The organism is Nocardia caishijiensis NBRC 108228, assembly GCF_001612825.1.
In the GTDB taxonomy this organism is placed as follows: Bacteria; Actinomycetota; Actinomycetes; order Mycobacteriales; family Mycobacteriaceae; genus Nocardia; species Nocardia caishijiensis.
In genome coordinates this window covers 100,336-116,925 of record NZ_BDBE01000038.1, presented here as the reverse complement: position 1 = coordinate 116,925, position 16,590 = coordinate 100,336, and the positions used below count along the sequence as shown (strand labels likewise).

The 16,590-nt window shown below is 70.7% G+C and carries 15 protein-coding genes and 1 riboswitch; of the genes, 2 read left to right on the top strand and 13 right to left on the bottom strand.

Going from position 1 to position 16,590, the window contains the following annotated elements:
• The first annotated feature begins 69 nt into the window (after positions 1-69).
• A complete protein-coding gene (locus NC7_RS20795; RefSeq protein WP_157102125.1) occupies positions 70-1,011 on the top strand; it encodes a methylenetetrahydrofolate reductase in 942 nt (313 codons plus the stop codon).
• Between the two features lie 16 nt (positions 1,012-1,027).
• Here NC7_RS20795 and NC7_RS20790 read toward each other — a convergent pair whose 3' ends face one another.
• The 10 genes from NC7_RS20790 to NC7_RS20745 all read right to left on the bottom strand — a co-directional run bounded on the left by NC7_RS20790 (position 1,028) and on the right by NC7_RS20745 (position 12,541).
• Positions 1,028-1,612, bottom strand: a complete 585-nt coding sequence (locus tag NC7_RS20790; RefSeq protein ID WP_067985628.1) for a DUF2867 domain-containing protein — start codon at positions 1,610-1,612, stop codon at positions 1,028-1,030.
• Between the two features lie 108 nt (positions 1,613-1,720).
• The gene (locus NC7_RS20785) at positions 1,721-2,872 is read right to left on the bottom strand and encodes an LLM class flavin-dependent oxidoreductase (RefSeq protein WP_067985624.1); all 1,152 of its coding nucleotides are present in this window, start codon (positions 2,870-2,872) and stop codon (positions 1,721-1,723) included.
• A complete protein-coding gene (locus NC7_RS20780; protein ID WP_067985623.1) occupies positions 2,869-3,678 on the bottom strand; it encodes a DUF1684 domain-containing protein in 810 nt (269 codons plus the stop codon). Before NC7_RS20780 ends, NC7_RS20785 begins: the two co-directional genes overlap by 4 nt.
• The gene (locus tag NC7_RS20775; protein WP_067985622.1) at positions 3,675-5,042 is read right to left on the bottom strand and encodes an NtaA/DmoA family FMN-dependent monooxygenase; all 1,368 of its coding nucleotides are present in this window, start codon (positions 5,040-5,042) and stop codon (positions 3,675-3,677) included. Before NC7_RS20775 ends, NC7_RS20780 begins: the two co-directional genes overlap by 4 nt.
• A complete protein-coding gene (locus NC7_RS20770) occupies positions 5,039-6,232 on the bottom strand; it encodes an LLM class flavin-dependent oxidoreductase (protein WP_067985620.1) in 1,194 nt (397 codons plus the stop codon). Before NC7_RS20770 ends, NC7_RS20775 begins: the two co-directional genes overlap by 4 nt.
• Entirely contained in the window at positions 6,229-7,905 is a 1,677-nt protein-coding gene (locus NC7_RS20765) for a dipeptide ABC transporter ATP-binding protein (RefSeq protein ID WP_084458651.1), read from the bottom strand. The genes NC7_RS20770 and NC7_RS20765 overlap by 4 nt, the downstream gene beginning before the upstream one ends.
• A complete protein-coding gene (locus NC7_RS20760; protein ID WP_084458650.1) occupies positions 7,902-8,849 on the bottom strand; it encodes an ABC transporter permease in 948 nt (315 codons plus the stop codon). The genes NC7_RS20765 and NC7_RS20760 overlap by 4 nt, the downstream gene beginning before the upstream one ends.
• A gap of 2 nt (positions 8,850-8,851) precedes the next feature.
• Entirely contained in the window at positions 8,852-9,838 is a 987-nt protein-coding gene (locus NC7_RS20755; protein ID WP_067985878.1) for an ABC transporter permease, read from the bottom strand.
• Between the two features lie 16 nt (positions 9,839-9,854).
• Positions 9,855-11,474 (bottom strand): ABC transporter substrate-binding protein, encoded by a 1,620-nt coding sequence (locus tag NC7_RS20750; RefSeq protein WP_067985618.1) that lies wholly within the window; start codon positions 11,472-11,474, stop codon positions 9,855-9,857.
• Positions 11,471-12,541 carry an LLM class flavin-dependent oxidoreductase gene (locus tag NC7_RS20745; protein ID WP_067985617.1) on the bottom strand — a complete coding sequence of 357 codons (1,071 nt, stop codon included), beginning with the start codon at positions 12,539-12,541 and terminating at the stop codon, positions 11,471-11,473. Before NC7_RS20745 ends, NC7_RS20750 begins: the two co-directional genes overlap by 4 nt.
• A 6-nt stretch (positions 12,542-12,547) precedes the next feature.
• A riboswitch (SAM riboswitch) is annotated at positions 12,548-12,644 on the bottom strand.
• Between the two features lie 257 nt (positions 12,645-12,901).
• Here NC7_RS20745 and NC7_RS20740 point away from each other — a divergent pair.
• Positions 12,902-13,606 (top strand): hypothetical protein, encoded by a 705-nt coding sequence (locus NC7_RS20740; protein ID WP_067985876.1) that lies wholly within the window; start codon positions 12,902-12,904, stop codon positions 13,604-13,606.
• A gap of 86 nt (positions 13,607-13,692) precedes the next feature.
• On the opposite strand, the gene NC7_RS20735 is transcribed toward NC7_RS20740, so the two are convergent.
• From NC7_RS20735 to NC7_RS20725, 3 genes are all read right to left on the bottom strand, one after another.
• Positions 13,693-14,865 carry a glycosyltransferase family 2 protein gene (locus NC7_RS20735; protein WP_067985615.1) on the bottom strand — a complete coding sequence of 391 codons (1,173 nt, stop codon included), beginning with the start codon at positions 14,863-14,865 and terminating at the stop codon, positions 13,693-13,695.
• A 1-nt stretch (position 14,866) separates the two neighbouring features.
• Positions 14,867-15,610: an LppM family (lipo)protein gene (locus NC7_RS20730; RefSeq protein ID WP_067985874.1), complete on the bottom strand. Its 744-nt coding sequence runs from the start codon at positions 15,608-15,610 to the stop codon at positions 14,867-14,869.
• 97 nt (positions 15,611-15,707) lie between these two features.
• Positions 15,708-16,580, bottom strand: a complete 873-nt coding sequence (locus NC7_RS20725; RefSeq protein WP_084458665.1) for a carotenoid biosynthesis protein — start codon at positions 16,578-16,580, stop codon at positions 15,708-15,710.
• Positions 16,581-16,590 lie beyond the last annotated feature (10 nt).

Below are 16,590 nucleotides of genomic sequence, written 5' to 3'. Positions count from 1 at the left end.
ACTGAGCCGGTGACTTTCGACAGTGGACGGGGACGTTCGACCCCCGATCGGCCCGCCAAACAGCAGTCGATCGTCTCGAACACGCCCTCGGTGGTGCGGAGTCTGCGCACCCATGCGGGGACGGGCGTGCCGTTCTCGGTCGAGTTCAACCCGCCCCGCGACGCCGCCGGAGAGGCCAGGCTGTGGCGCGCGGTGCGCGAGTTCGAACGCATGCACCCCGCCTTCGTGTCGATGACCTACGGCGCGGGTGGCTCCACCCGTGACCGCACCGTCCGCATCACCGGCGCGCTGGCGCAGGAGACCACCCTGCTGCCGGTCGCCCACCTGACCGCCGTCGGCCACAGCATCGCCGAACTGCGCTCGCTGGTCGGCTCCTACGCCGACTCCGGCATCTGCAACGTCCTCGTGCTGCGCGGCGACCCGCCCGGCGACCCGCTCGGCGAGTGGCGCAAGCACCCCGAGGGTGTCGAGTACGCCGAGGAACTCGTGCGCATCGTGCGCGACCTCGGCGACTTCCACGTCGGCGTCGCGTCCTTCCCGCAGGGCCACCACCGCTCACCCGACCTGGACCACGACACCCGCCACCTGTGCGCGAAACTGCGTGCGGGCGCGGAGTATTCGATCACCCAGATGTTCTTCGACGTGGAGCACTACCTGCGGCTGCGCGACCGCGTGATCGCGATGGACCCTGTCGAGGGCGCCAAGCCGATCATCCCGGAACTGATGCCCATCACCTCCCTGCGCACCGTCGCCCGCGCCGAGGAACTGTCCGGCCGCCCGGTGCCCGCCGACATCGTCGCCCGGCTCACCCGTGCCGCGGGCACCGGTCCGGAGGAAGACCGCGCCGCCGTCCGCGCCGAGGGCATCCAGATCGCCACCGAAATGGCCCAGCGGCTCATCGACGAAGACGCTCCCTGCCTCCACTTCATCACCCTCAACTTCGCCAAGGCCACCAGCGAGGTCCTCACCAACCTCGGCTACGGCGTCACCGCCGCCCCCCTCAGCGCCTGACCGCCGCCCGGCGACGTCACCGCGTCGTGGCGGCGAGGTTGCGCCAGATACGCTCCCACGTGCGGGTCATGGCGGGGTAGACGATGAGGTACCGGAACGGCTTGATGAGGGCCATGTAGAGGCGGCCGAGGCGACCGTTGGGTGCGACCAGCACCGCCATCCGCAGGTGGTAGCCGGTGTCGTCGGGAACCCAGCCGAGGTGCATGACGCTGTGCACGGTGCCGTTGGCGATTTCGGCGGCGTATTCGTTGTCGAGGACGTAGAGGCCCGTCAGGGGGTTGCCGACGGCGGCGGGCACGGGGGTGTCTTTCAGGTCGGCGGGGAGCCTGGTGCGCAGGGAGGTGACGCGGGCGCCGGTGCCCGCGGATTCGTCGTCCCAGCCGAAGATCTCACCCAGCTTCCAGCGAATCCTGAACAGGATGCCGCTGATACCGGAGTGTTCCCAGGCCTGCTCGGCTTCGAGCGCCGCGAGGAAGGCGGGGAAGTCGTCGGGGCCAGCGCCCGGAGTGTGGAACTGCCAGACGTCTTCGATGTCGAAGCCCTGGGCTGTCTCGTGGATACGCCACGGCTGGGCGGTGTGCGCGGAAGCGGGAAGTCGCATCGGATGACCTCGATCTGTACGGGTGCGTATAACAACAGATTACCGCTGTTATACGCACCCGTATAGAGCTGGCGGAGTGCCGGGCGCCGTGGTGTGGACCACTTCCGCTCACGCGGCCAGCGCACCCCGCAGTCCCCACGCCTCGGCCAGCAGCCGATGCGATTCGAGCCGGTCGGCGTGTGCGTGGGTGATGGTGGTGACCAGCAGTTCGTCGGCACCGCTCACCCGGCGCAGGGCGTCGAGCCGTTCGACCACCGTGCCGGGTGCGCCGACGATCTGGGCGGCCAAGCGGTCCTCGACCAGGCGGAACTGGTCGTCGGTGAGCGGGGGAGCGGTGTCGGGATCGAGGTACTCACCGGCGCCCGCCCCGCTGCGCACGCTGTGCACCCAGTGCCCGTAGGTGCTCGCGTGCCGCCGGGCGGTGTCGTCGTCGGCGGCGACAACCACATCCGCCGACACGACGACATACGGCGCGGTGAGTACCGGCGACGGCCGGAACGCCGCCCGGTACGCCGCCACCGCGTCCAGCGCCGTACCCGGCGCCACGTGATAGGCCGCCGCGAAGGGCAACCCCAGCCGACCCGCCAGCTGTGCGCTCTCCCCGGCGGAACTGCCGAAGATCCACAGCTCGGTATCGATCCCTTCGCCAGGAACCGCGTGCAGTGCGATGCCGTTGGAGGTGGTGTAGGTGCCGTCGAGCAATGCCCTGATCTCGGCGACCTGCTCCTCGAAGTCCAGGGATCGGGCACCAGGCTGTTGCAACGCCTCGAGGGAGGCGAGGAATTTCGACCGGTCCAGGACCCGTCGCGGGTCGAACGGCGGCGGCACGACCACCCCGTCGCGCACCTGGGTGCGTCCGACCACCGCGTCGAGCACCGGACGCCCGCCCTTGGCCGTCGCCGCGGCGGCGCCGTAGTGGGTGCGGCGATGCCCGGACCGACCGATGCCCAGATCCAGCCGCCCCGGATGCACCGCGTCGACCGTGCCGAACGCCTCGACGATCGACGTGGACGTGTGCTGCCCGACCTGCACCGCCCCCGTGCCCACCCGAATGTGGTCGGTCGCGGCGGCGACCAGCCCGAGCAGCGTCAGTGACGCCGAGCTGGCGACGGAGGCGAAATGATGCTCGGCCAACCAGAATCGGCGGTACCCCCACCGCTCGGCGTGTCGAGCCAGATCGATGCTGTTGCGCACCGCCGCCGCGGCGCTCGAGCCCTGGCTGACGGGGGCCAGGTCGAGGATCGACAGCGGCACGGTCATGAGCGCGGATCCTGTTCGCCCGCTTCCACCGCCACCCGCAAGCGGTTCTCGCGCGGGGCGATCGGGCAGGTGGCGAAGTCGGTGAACGCGCACGGCAGGTTGATCGCCCGGTTGAAGTCCAGGGTCACGGTGCCGTCGGCCTCGACCGCGCCGACCGCCAGCGACCGCGCCGCCGGATAGGTGGTGATGCCGCTGGTCGCGTCGGTGAACAGCAACTTCAGGTCGGTCGGCGTGCCGAAGGCGAGCACGGCTTCCCGGCTCTCGCCGAGCTGGAACTCGATGATGCCCGCCGCCTGATGGTGATGCTCGAGCCCTTCGACCACGGCCCCGGTGGTGACGGTGCGTGCCTGCTCGAACGGGGTGAAACGGCCCGTCACCACCCAGCGCGGATCGGCCGGGTAGGCGGGGACGCCGGTGAAGTAGGCCAGGCCGGGCGCGGCCGGATCGTGCACGCGCACCGCGAATCGCCCCGAGCGGCGGATCACTTCGAGCACCCGCTCCTCGTTGTGCACGCTGAGACCGGGTGCGCCCTCTACGGGTTCGAGGATGCGCACCCCAGCGATGCGCTCGCCGTCCACATCGAGGCGGTCGGCGGGTTGGGCGGTGATGAACACCTTCTCGTCGGTGACCCACCAGGTGCCGGGAACGCCGTCGAGGTGGTCCGGGCTGTCGGTGAGCCAGTGCAGCCCGGCGAGGCTGAGCCAGCCGAGGGGGTCGCGCAGGCCGTCTTCGCGGGCGTGGTGCCAGCGTGCCCAGTCGTCGGCGAAAGCGGTGGTGGCCGTGGTGTTCTCGATGGTGACGGTCATGACGCGCGGGCTCCTTCGGTGACGGTGCGGTGACGGGGGTGGCGCAGACCGAGGTGGTCGCGCAGGGTCGTGCCGGTGTAGGCGGTGCGGAAGCTGCCTCGGTCCTGCAGCTCGGGCACCACCTTGTCGACGAACTCGTCGAGTCCGCCGGGGGTGAGGTGGGGGACGAGGATGAACCCGTCGGCGGCGTCGGACTGCACGTAGTGGTCGATCTGATCGGCCACCTCGGCGGGTGTGCCGACGAATTGCTGACGGGCGGTGACCTCGATGACGAGTTCCCGGATGCTGAGGTCGTCCGCCTCGGCCCGTTCACGCCAGGCACGCGCCACGGCCAGTGGATCTTTCGTGTGCCTGACCCGGCCACGGGTGATCTCGGTGGCGGGATCGGGTTCCACGTCGGGCAGCGGGCCGTCGGGGTCGTAGCCGGAAAGCTCACGGCCCCAGACCTGTTCGAGGAAGGCGATGGCGGTGGCCGGGCTCACCTGCTGGTAGCGGATGTGGCGGGCCCGCTCGTGCGCCTCGGCGGCGCTGTCGCCGAGCACGAAGGTCGCGGCGGGAAAGACCAGCAGCTCCTCGGGGGTGCGCCCGTATTTCGCGAGCCGCCCCTTGATGTCGGCGTAGAACCGCTGGCCCGCTTCGAGGGTGCCGTGGGCGGTGAAGATGGCGTCGGCCGTCTTCGCGCCGAACTCACGCCCCTCGTCGGAATCGCCCGCCTGCAGCAGCACCGGATGCCGCTGTGGGGACGGCGGGACGACGAACGGCGAACGGATGTCGAATTGCGGACTCCGGTACGAGGTTTCGGGAATCTCGCGAGCGAAGACGCCGCGCGTACGGTCGATCACCAGGGCGTCGGTCGGCCAGCTGTCCCACAACTTCCGGGTCGCCTCGACCACCTCGGCGGCGCGCTGGTACCGGGCGCCGTGCTCCAGATAGCCACCGCGCCGGAAGTTCTCCCCGGTGAACGCGTCGGAGGAGGTGACGACGTTCCAGGCCGCCCGGCCGCCGGAGAGGTGATCCAGCGCGGCGAACTGCTTGGCCAGCTCGAACGGTTCGTTGTAGGTGCTGTTGATGGTGCCCGCCAGGCCGAGGCGTTCGGTGACGGCCGCCACCGCGTTCAGCACGGTGAACGTGTCGGGTCTGCCCACCACGTCCAGGTCGTGGACGCGGCCGAGGTGCTCGCGCAACCGCAGCCCCTCGGCCAGGAAGAAGAAGTCGAACAGGCCGCGCTCGGCGGTGCGGGCCAGATGCTCGAACGAGGCGAACTCGACCTGCGACTTCGAGGCCGGATCGGCCCACACGGTGGTGTTGTTCACGCCGGGGAAGTGCGCGGCGAGATGAATCTGTTTGCGCGGTTTCGAGGTCACAGCGCTGCTCCTGCGGCGTATCGGCTGACGGGTCGGGGGAGACCGAGACGGTCACGGAAGGCGCCTCGCTCCGTCGGCGTGGCGGACGGTGCCCGGTGGCCGGTGAGCGCCGACAAGGTGGCGTGCAGGGCGAGCGGTTGGAGCACCACGCCGTCGATCCCGGACCGCGCGATCTCGGCGAGCAACTCGTCGAGCTCGGCGACGGTGCCCACGTGCCGCAGCCGACCTTCCGCTGCCGAGTGATCGGATCCGGCGGCCTCCCGCTGATCGAGCCCGTCTCGTGCGCGGTCGGCGCGGGCGTGCTGCCCTGGACGCCGCTGGGCCCACCGATCGAGCTCGGCGACGTCGGCGTGTGCGCTGGCGGCCGAATCAGCCTGGTGTACCGGGAGATCCAGCAGAACCCGCACCGCATCCGGGTCGCGCCCGGCGTCGGTGAGTGCGGCGCGCAGTGCGAGCCGGTGGGTGGCGGCGGTGGTCAGATCGGGTGCGGTGATGCGGATGAGGTCGGCGCGGCGGACGGCGACCTCGGTGGACGGTGGGTCGTCGGCGCGCAGCGCGACGATCGGCTGCCCCTGGGGGGAGCGCGGGGTGATCGCCGGACCCTTCACCGAGAAGTTGTCGCCCTCGAAGTCGATGTAGTGCAGGCGGTCGCGGTCGATGAAGCGGCCGGTCGGCACGTCGCGGATCTCGGCGTCGTCCTCCCAGCTGTCCCACAGCCGCGTCACCACCTCCACCGCTTCGTCGGCCTCGTGCCAGAGCGAGGCCGCGTCCTGAATCTTCTTGCGGCCGAACGCGGCTGCCTCGGTCTCTCCGGTGGACACGGTGACCTCCCAGCCCGCGCGACCGAGACTCGCGAAGTCGAGCGCGGCGATCGCCTTGGACACGTGGAAGGGCTCGGTGTGGGTCACCGGCACCTGCGGGACCAGGCCGATGCGGTGCGTGAGCGGGGCGGTGCGGGCGGCGACGGCCACCGCGTCGAGGCGGCCTCGGGTCACGCCGGGCCCGCCGTCCTGCACCGCGAACGAGTCGGGCAGGAATACGGCGTCGAAGCCGAGTGCTTCGGCAGTGGTCACCACATCGGTCCAGTAGCCCGCGGTGAACAGGTCTTCGGCGCGGGAATCGGTCCGCCGCCAGGACGCGGGATGTGTTCCGGTGCCCGCGGTTTCGATGCCGAGGAACAGCGCGCTCATCGGGTCTCCTTTCCGTCGATGTGCAGGGCCGGTGCGGGAATGGCGGCGAGCAGTTCCCTGGTGTAGGGGTGCCTCGGGTCGGTGAACAGGGTCGCGGTCGGCCCGGTCTCGACGATGCGGCCGTGGCGCATCACCGCCACCCGATCGCTGATGCGCCGCACCACGGCCAGGTCGTGGGAGATGAACAGATAACCCAGGTCGAGTTCGGTTTGCAGGCCGTCGAGCAGGTCGAGAATCTGAGCCTGCACCGAGGCGTCGAGCGCGGAGACCGGTTCGTCGAGGACGAGCAGGTCGGGCCGCAGGGCCAGGGCGCGGGCGATCGCCACCCGCTGACGTTGACCACCGGACAGTTCGGCGGGTCTGCGGCGGGTGAAGTCCGAGGGCAGCGCCACCTGGTCGAGCAATTCGCGCACCCGCCGGGGCCGGTCGTCGATGCCGTAGGCGCGCAACGGCTCGGCGACGATGTCGCCCACGTCCCAGCGCGGGTCCAGCGAGGAGTACGGGTTCTGGTACACCACCTGGAACCGTCTGCGCAGCTCGCGCAACCGGGTGCGGCGGGCGCCGACGAGGTCGTGGCCGTCGAAGGTCACCGTTCCGCTGTCGGCGTCGACGAGCCGCACCGCGATGCGCGCGGTCGTCGACTTCCCGGAACCCGATTCGCCGACCAGGGCGAGGGTTTCGCCGCGGTCGAGGGAGAACTCGACATCGTCGACGGCGGTGATGCCCGCCGCGTGGTACCGCTTGTGCAGCGCGCGCACCGACAGCAACAGCGTCGCCGCCCGAGCCTTCGGCGGCCGGAAGGCCGTGGGCGCCAAGGCGGGTGACGCGGCGAGCAGGCGACGGGTGTAGGGATGGGCGGGCCGGGCCAGTACCCGGGCCACCGGTCCCGCTTCGACGACCTCGCCGCCCTCGAGCACGACGAGACGATCGGCCCGCTCGGCCGCGACGGCCAGATCGTGGGTGATCATCAGCACCGCCGTACCGCGCGCGGCGGTCCGCTCGGCCAGCCGGTCCAACACCTGCCGTGCCACGGTGGCGTCCAGCGCGCTGGTCGGTTCGTCGGCGATGATCAGTTCCGGCCCGCAGGCCAGGGCGATCGCGATCAGCACCCGCTGCCGCTGCCCGCCGGAGAGCTCGTGTGGGTACTGGCGGGCGCGCGTCTCGGGCCGGTCCAACCCGACCTCCTCGAGCAGGTCGAGAGCCGTCAGCCGCGCGGTGCGCCGGTCGGCGAGGCGGTGCACGAGCAGTGCCTCGGCGACCTGATCACCCACCCGGAGCACGGGATTCAACGACAGGCCCGGGTCCTGGGGAACGAACCCCACGCGTCGGCCGCGCAGTCGTCGCAGCGCCTTCTCGTCGTCGGTGGCCACGTGCTCACCGGCGAATTCGATCCGGCCGGAAGCCCGCCGCGCACCGGCACCGAGCAGGCCGATCACCGCGTGCGCCAATGTCGACTTCCCCGAGCCGGATTCGCCGACGAGCGCGACGAACTCACCCGGCGCCACCTCGATCGACGCGCCCCGCAGCGCGGTGACGGTACCCGTCCCGGTCCGGTAGGTGACGCGCAGGTCCTCGATCCGCAGCAACGGTGTCGGCCGCTCGTCGGACACGCCCGGTTCGGCCGTCGGCGTGTCGCCCGACTCCGATATCGACGTCGTGCGTGACTCGCTCATCGCTGATCGCTCCTTCCCGCGAAACGACCGACCCGCTGGGCGGCCAGCACCACCGCGATGATCACCAGGCCGGGCAGGGTAGTGAGCCACCAGGCGGTGGCGAGGAAGTTGCGGCCCTCCGAGATCAGCGAACCCCATTCGGGGGTGGGCGGTTTGGTGCCGTAGCCGAGGAAGCTCAGCGACGAGACCGCCAGCACCGCCATCCCGAATTCGACGGCGGCCAACGCCAGCACCGGCTGGAACGAGTTGGGCAGCACGTGCCTGGCCAGCACCGCGTACCAGCGCACCCCCGAGGCGTGCGCGGCCTCGACATAGGGCGCGTGCCGCACCCGCAGCACCTCCGAGCGCATCACCCTGGCGAAATTCGCGATCAGCGAGACACCAACGGCGACAGCGACATTGCGGGTGCCGAAGCCCAGCGCCGTCACCAGCGCCAATGCGAGCAGCAGCGACGGAATGGACAGCAGCACATCGACCACCCGCATGATCGCGGTGTCGACGATTCCGCCCGCGGCGCCGGACAACAGCCCGAGCAGCGAACCGGCAACCAGGGCGATCCCGACCGCGGTGAGGGTGGCCGACAGCGAGAGCCCCGCGCCGTGCACGACCCGGGTGTAGAGATCACGGCCGAGGTTGTCGGTGCCGAACCAGTGCGCCGCACTCGGTCCACGGAACTTCTCGCCGGGCACACCGGTCAGCGGATCGCCGGGCGCGAACAGCGACGGTGCCACCGCCCACCCGATCGCCAGCACGAGCACGACGCTCGACACGAGGAGTCCGAGATGCCTGCGTGTCCAGCCGATGAGCCGGGCGCGGTCGCCCGTGATCCGGGAGTTTCCGACGGCAGACTTCGACGTGTCCGTCGCGCCGGGGGACGCGGCTGTCCGGGATCGGACGAAACCACCCGCGCGGCGTCGCTCGATGCGATGCGGTACGTCGACCATTGTCACGTCCTCACCTTCGTGTCCGTGTTGCCGTCCGCCGCCCGTGCGACCCGGCCGGTGCCGGTGATCCGCGGATCCAGCAGCGGATACAGCAGGTCGACGACCAGATTCACGACGACGAAGATCAGCGCCGACAACAGCACCACCCCCTGCACGACGGGGATGTCCTGGTTGAGCACCGAGGTCTGGGTGAGCCGCCCGACGCCCGCTCGGGCGAACACCGACTCCACCACCACCGAACCGGCGAGCATGGTGCCGACCAGCACTCCGGCGATGGTGAAGGCGGGCACGCTCGCCAACCGCGCCACGTGCCTGCGCTGCACCCACCAGCGTGAAGCGCCCTTGGCCAGCGCCACCTCGGTGAACGGCTGCCGCCAGGTCTGGGTGAGCCCGGCCGCGAGCACCTGCGCGATCACCGCGCCGATCGGCAGGGCGAGGGTGAGCGCGGGCAGGACGGTGCCACGCAGACCCGTCCCACCGAAGGCGGGGAACCAGCGCAGCTGGAACGAGAACAGCTGCAACAGCAACAAGCCGGTCCAGAAGGTCGGCACCGAGACACCGAGCGGCGGAAGCACACTCAGCGTGTCGCGCAGCCACGGGCGGCGGGTGTAGGTGGCCGCGAAGGCCAGCGCGGTGCCGCCGACGAGCGCGAGAACCAGGGCGAACGAGGCCAGTCCGAGGGTGGCGGGCAGCGCGTCACCGAGGGCTTCGGTCACCGGCTGGCCGGTGGTGACGGACCGGCCGAGATCGCCGGTGACCGCATTGCCGAGCGCGGTGACGTACTGCTCCCACAGCGGCTTGTCCAACCCGTAGCGGGCCTGCAGCTCCGCGATCGCCGCCTTGTCGACGGGGGTGCCGGAACCGGAACTGTCGGCTGCCATCGAGACCGGGTCGGCGGGCAGCAGGTACAGCACGACGAACGACACCGTGAACGCGGCCCACAGCACCCAGACCGCTTGCAGCACCCGCGAACCCACGTATCGCACGATGGGTCGCCGGATCAGCTCAGTCATCGCCGTGACCGCTCAGCCAGGTGTCGAAGAACTGCAGCCGCGCCGAGGCCTCGAACTTCAGGTCCTTGGTGTTGGCGGCGGCACCGATCGCCTGCGACAACTCGATCGTCGGTACATAGAGCCCGTTGTCGAGGATCTCCCGCTGCGCTGTCACGATGAGTGCCGCCCGCGCCGCCGGATCGTTGGTGGCCAGCTGCTGATCGAGGGCGGTGTCGAGAGCCGGAACCGGCCCGCGCACCGACAGATTACGGCCGGTGAGGGCGAACGAGGTGCGCAGGATGTCACCGTCGGCGCGGGTGGAGTTGCCGTAGACGGCGTCGTAGTCCTTGCTGTTCTGCCGGGCGGTCTGCTCCGAGAACGACACCAGGTCGAGCCGCAGATCCACCCCGACCTGCCGCAACTGCTGCTGCACCAGCTCCAGGATCGCCTGGTTGCCCGCGAACACCTGACTGAAGGTCACCCCGAAGCTCAGGCGCTCACCACCCTTCACCCGGATACCGTCGGCGCCCGGCAACCAGCCCGCCTGATCCAGAATCGTCTTCGCCTTCGCCGGGTCGTGGCCGAGCCGGGCCGACAGGTCGGTGTAAGCCGGGGTCGAGGCGGCCAGCACCGAGGTGGCGGGTCGGAACTGGGGGCTCAGCACCGTATCGATCAGCTGACGCCGATCCAGCGCGGGCAGCAACGCCTGCCGGACCGCCGGATCACGCAGCGGTCCCCGCGTCACATTGGGGTGGAAACCGAAGACCACGCCCGGGTTCGACGTCGAGAGCACGCGTCCACCGACCGCCTCGATCTGCGGAGCGTCCTGCGGTAGGGCGTCGCTGATCGCGTCGAGTTGACCGGAAGCCAACGAGCCCGTGCGCACTCCCGATTCGGGCACGACGGTGAACTCGATCCGGTCGAGATAGGCCTCACCCTCGTGGCCGAAAACCGCCGAACCCCAGTGGTATCCGGCGCGTTTGGTCAACGTCGCCGAGACGTCCTGCTTGTAGGCGGCGTAGGTGAACGGCCCGCTGCCGATGTTGTCGCCCGCGCAGCGCGCCTCCGCGGGCTTCGCGTTGGTGGCGGGGGCGAGGATGCCGAGCTGCGAGGTCGAGGACGCCTGCAGGAACTGCGCGTTCGGCGCGCTGAATTCCACCCGGGCCGTGAGCTTGTCGACCACGGTGGTGCCGACGTAGTTGGCGAGATAGCTGACGCCGAGCGGCGCTTTCGCCCCGCCGAGACGGATCACGGCGTCGAAGGTGTCGCGCACCGACTCGGCGGTGAGTGGGGTGCCGTCGCTGAAGGTCACCCCGTCGGTGAGGAAGAAGGTGAAGACCTTCGCGTCCGGGCTGACCTCCCAGCCGCGCGCCAGCCACGGCGTGATCCTGCCCGTCGCCGGGTCCTGATCGGTGAGTGAGTCCACGATCTGGCGGGTCACGTAGATCGTCTGATTGCTGCCAGCCTGTGCGGGATCCGAGCACGACGGTGCCTGGGAGAGCCCGTAGCGCAGGGTGCCACCGGGTCGCGGGGGACCGGCGTGCTCGCCGGTTCCGGTGTCGGTTCCGCAGGCGACCAGCGTCGCGGTGGCGGCGAGAACACCGGCGAACGCGGCGAGGCGATGTCGAATCACGAAGTAGCTCCAGCGAATTCACGGCCAGCGGCCAGGGGACGGCTCGGGAAACGGCGGCGCAGCTCCGGCGCCACCTCGGCCTGGAACAGTTCGAGACTGCCCAGATGGTCGGCCTCGGATCGGCCCTCACGTTCGGCGGACAGATGGATCACCTCGTGCCCGAACTGCTCGTGATATCGGCCGACCTTGTCGATGACCTGTTGCGGGCTGCCGACCAGCGCCGAGGATCGGGTCACGAAGTCCTCGACGGTCTCGAACACCACCGGATTGCCCACCTGGCGCTGCAACGCGGTGCGTGCCTCGTACAGCGGGCGATACGCCGCGACCGCCTCCTGGGAGGTGCGCGCCACGTGCAGACCCGCCGTGCCCGCGCCGACCAGGGCGTCGGCGGGGTCGCGACCGTGGTCGGCCCAGCGCGCCCGGTAGTGCCGGATCAACTCCGCGTACGGCTCGATCGGATGGGTGACGTTGGCCGAGAAGATCGGATCCCCGTGGCGCGCGGCCAGTTCCACCGACTCGCGGCTCGTCGCGCTGCCGTGCCAGATCCGCAACGTCGGCTGCAACGGTCGCGGCAGGGCTCGCGCGTCGGTGAGCGGTGGTCGGAAGCGGCCCGACCACGTCACCTCCTCGCGGTCCCACAGCGCCCGCAGCAGTTCGTAGCCTTCGCGGTTGCGGTCCCACTGATCCTCGGTCGTCACGTGGTAGAGCCGCGCCTGGGCGGTGCCGTTGCCCTTGCCGATGATCAGCTCGAGCCGCCCGTCGGACAGGTTGTCCAGCGTGGCGTAGTCCTCGAAGGCACGCACCGGGTCGAGCAGGCTCAGGGTGGTGACGGCGGTGAACAGGGTGATCCGCGCGGTGACCGCGGCCAGGTGGCTGAGCACCACCGGGGGAGCGGCGGACAGGAACGGGTCTTCGTGCCGTTCGCCCACCGCGAACCCGTCGAAGCCCAACTCCTCGGCGCGCCTGGCCTGTTCGACCACTTCGCGGAAGCGGTCACGGGTGCTCGGCACGACGCCGGTCACCGGATCGGGAACCCGGGTGATCAGCGTCATGAGCAGGAATTTCATCGATCTCCTCCATCGAACCCGGCAGAAGCACCCACACCCGGGCAGGCCGGGCGGGTTGCTGCGACGTCGTAGAGCCAGGTCTCTCAGTCGCTCTGGATGGTGTGCCCGGTGTCGAAGCATCGAGCCGGATCAGCATGTGGCACAGCTGTGATGGCGCACAACGGTAGGAATCAGCGTGAGCGCAGCAGTTGGAATCGGGCGCGGGTGCGGGCACAATCGCCGACGTCGGGCCTGGTCGACCCAACCCGGGGCCCGCTGTGGCGGTGCGCGACGCGCCGAATGCTCGGTCACTTCACCTGCGCGGATCCACCGGGTCGCCGGAGTAATCTCGGCCTTCTCAGCGTCGATGAGGAGTTCGCCGTGACAATTGCGCGTCGTCTGACCACCCTGACCTCGCTGACGGCCTGCGCCGCCGTGCTGCTTGCCGCCCCCGTCGCCGCCGATCCACCGGTGGCGCCCGCCGTGACCCGTGACGTTCCCGCGCGGCAGACAGCGGGCCCGGGCGACCTGCTCGCCGCCTATCAGACCGTGCTCGCCACTCTCGAAGCACTCGGCATCCAGCCGTTCCTGTACCCGACGGTCGCCGCGAACTGTTCCGGTGACGGGCTCGGCCTGGTCCCGGCCGTCGCGGGTGCGGTTCCCGGCCCGTGGCCGACGAACACCCTCCCGATCCCCGGACTCGATCTCACGGCCGTGAAGTCAGGCCAGACGTTGTTCACGTTCCTCCCCTACGGCCTGGCCCCGGACACGGCCGCCACCGAGACCTCCGGCATGCAGGTGGCCTGGCTCAATATCAGCACCGGGCGCGGTGGGCTGGCCTCGATGGGGACGATCGCCGACATCGTCCGGGCGATGGTGCCGCCCGAGGTTCCCGCCGAACTCCGGCCGCTCGCCGAGAACGTGATCCGCGATTTCCTACGCACCGCGATCCCGGTCGGCGGTGTTCGTGCGGTCCCCGTCGACACCGGGAAGGGCACCGTCCTGGCCGCCGTCTTCGGTACCACCGACAACGCGGGTCGCTCGTGCTTCTTCTTCCCGACCGTCGGCATCACCGAGGTCGCCTGATCCGGTACCCGCGAGCGCGGACCGTCGACAGACGCCCGTCTTCCCCGTGGACTCACCGAGCGGTGTGGAATACCTGACCGCGTGGGTCAGCCGTGACGAGCGAGCGGCGCTTCCGGTGCGACCAGGGGCCGCTGCTTCCAGCGCAGGCGCCCGGTGCGATGCAGGCGGTGCGAGCGAGCCCACAGGGTGAGGTAGTAGCCGACGGACACCGGATGGGCCAGTGCCGAGCCGAGGTCGGCGCCGGTGGGTGGGCGCCGGGTCTCGATGACTCGAGCCGTGAGCCGACCGGTGACGGCGGCGAGGTAGCCGAGCAGACCCGCCCGGCGCACTCGACCACGACCGGCGAGCACCGCCAGCGGCGGAATCCAATAGGCAAGGGCGGCAAGGACACCGATGGCCGCGCCGGTGTCGACCCGGCCGCCGTAGGCCGACCACAACCAGCGGATGTAGCCGCCCGCGAGGTCGTCGGCGCCGGTGTACATGCGGGTGCGGGCGGCGGGCCCGGCGGTGACGAGCGCGGTCCGATGACCCGCCCGCCGCAGCGCCCGCGCGAGATCGAGATCCTCGGTGGCACTCGCCGCCACACCGGCGTGACCCCCACCCGCCCGGTACGCCGCGGCGTCGACGGCGAGGAACTGCCCGCACGCCACCGCCGTCGACGGGCGCAAGCTGTGATTGGCCGGACCAACCGGAAGCGTCGACGCCCACGACCAGGCCAGCAGCGGCTGAACCAACTGCTCGGCGACCGAACCCGAATCCTGCGTCGGCCACGCCGACACCAAACCCGCGCCGCGCTTGCGCAATTCGGTCACCGCGGCGGCGATCGCCTGTGGTCGCAGGCGCACATCGGCGTCGACGAAGACCAGTGCCGCCGCATCGGTCCTGGCGGCCAGTCGCGCACAGGCGGCGGCCTTCCCGGTCCATCCTGGGGCGGGGTGGGCGGCCGAGCGGAGCACGGTGAATCGTTCGTCACCGGCGATCGCGGCGAGCGCTGCCTCGTAGGTGCCGTCGGTGGAGGCATCGTCGAGGATCAGCACTCGCAGCCGCGGCACCCCGGTCTGGGCGCGCAGGTCGGTGATGAGGTCGGGCAGGCGTCCGGCTTCGTCACGGGCGGGCACGCAAACGGTGACCGGTTCGATCACCCCCGAGACCTGCCGGGGGAGGGTGCGCAGGGTGGCGAGGTTGTAGGTGGCGGTGCCAGCGCCGAGCACGGCGAGCCCGGTGCCCGCCCAGGTCAGGTAGCGTCCCGCCGCGCCCATGTCAGCGGCCCAACCTGCGTTCGCTGATCTCGCGCCACATCTCCGACGGTGAGAAGCTGTGCTTGGGCGCGTTCGGCGGGCGCGGGTTGCGGTCGCGGTAGGCCAGACCAGCGATCATCGCGGCCACGGCCAGGGTGATACCGCCCATGATGCCCGCCCACCCGGCGAACGAGCGGGTGTTGGGGTCGGCGTATTTGACCTCGGCGCGCAGGGTCGACGCCTCCCCGGCGGGCAACTTCCACGACACGGTGTTGTCGCCCTCGCGGGTGCCGTTGGTCTTGGCGACCCGGGACGGGAACGCGATGGAGAACTGCACGTCCGACCCGTGCGGCGGCACCGACTCGAGATCGACCCGGCCGGTGAGGCTCACCAGGTCGCCGTTGCGTTTGAACTCGAGGGTGAACATGCCCTGGGTCTGATCCGACAGACTGCCGAGTTGGCCGACCTCACCGAAGGTCAGGTCGTCGAAGAACACCTGGGTGCCGACGTAACCGTCCTGGTTGTAGGGGTCGACCCGCACCTTGGCGGCCAGCGATTCGGGCGCCTTCAGTTGCGGGCCCTTGTCATCGGGGCCCTGCGGGGCCACGGCGGCCACGATCCGGCCCGACACCCGGTCGTTGGACGACACGCCCATCGAGACCTGCACCCGCAGGCATCCGGTCAGCGCGGGCACCAGCAGGGCCAGCAGGACGGCGACCGCCGCGACGCGCCGGGCGGGCCCGGAACGGCGCGAGGGGGAAGGCATGTCGGCGACGAGACTCGGCTGCACGGGTGACATCGTGCCAGGCTCGGGCCGCAGAACCCACACGACGGGCCCAACCGTGTCCCGGCACCCGGCGCGATCAGGGGTTTCGCGTCACGACCCGTCGGGTGAACGGGACACCGAGCAACCCCATGCCGAGGAAACCCCACGCCGCCGACGCGGGCAGTCCGAGGAACACCGCGTGCGCGAGCGCCGATCCGAGCCAGGTCCAGGCGAACACGGCGACCGGGACCGCTGTCGATGGATCGTGTGCGCGGGGGAGCAGGCGGTCGAGTGCGGTGAGCAACGTCGCCATCACCGACGCGACGAGCATCCAGCCCAGATAGTTGGTATACGGAATCTGCGCCAGCCCCGGCAGACCGGCGTCGGTGACCGACCACGTCCACTGCCCGTCGGCGACCATCTGCGGATCGAGAAACAGATCCCATCCCACCGCCCCGACAACGAGCAGTGCGGCACGTATGACCTCGGCCCGCCCGCCGACCCTGTTCGCCCGGGCCGCGTCTCCGACGCCGTGGCCACCGGTTCTCGCCGCATCGATCCCCGCGAGCAGGCCCGCGACGACCCAGATCGGATACAGGCCGCCGGTCCACGCCAACGGCACAACCAGCGGCACATCGGCGAGCGCTGGGCCGAGCCGATCCGTCGCATAGGCATAGGCGCCGTAGGGCACCCCGGTCGCCGTACCCACGATCTCGGAGGCGAGGCCGATCCCCGAGACGATGAGGAAAAAGCCTGCTGCCCAACGCCATCCGCGAGTCGTCACGGCATGCAGCAGAGCGGTCGACACCGACAGCACCACGACGCCGACCGTGATCCGATCGCGCGACGCCCCCGCGCTCAGCGGATAGGTGATCTGCACGAGCACGAGCGCCACCGCGGCGACCGCCGGGATCGCCCGCCGACGACGGGCACCGACCCAGTCCCGGGCGGTGGCGGCGAGGGGGCACACGGATCGCACG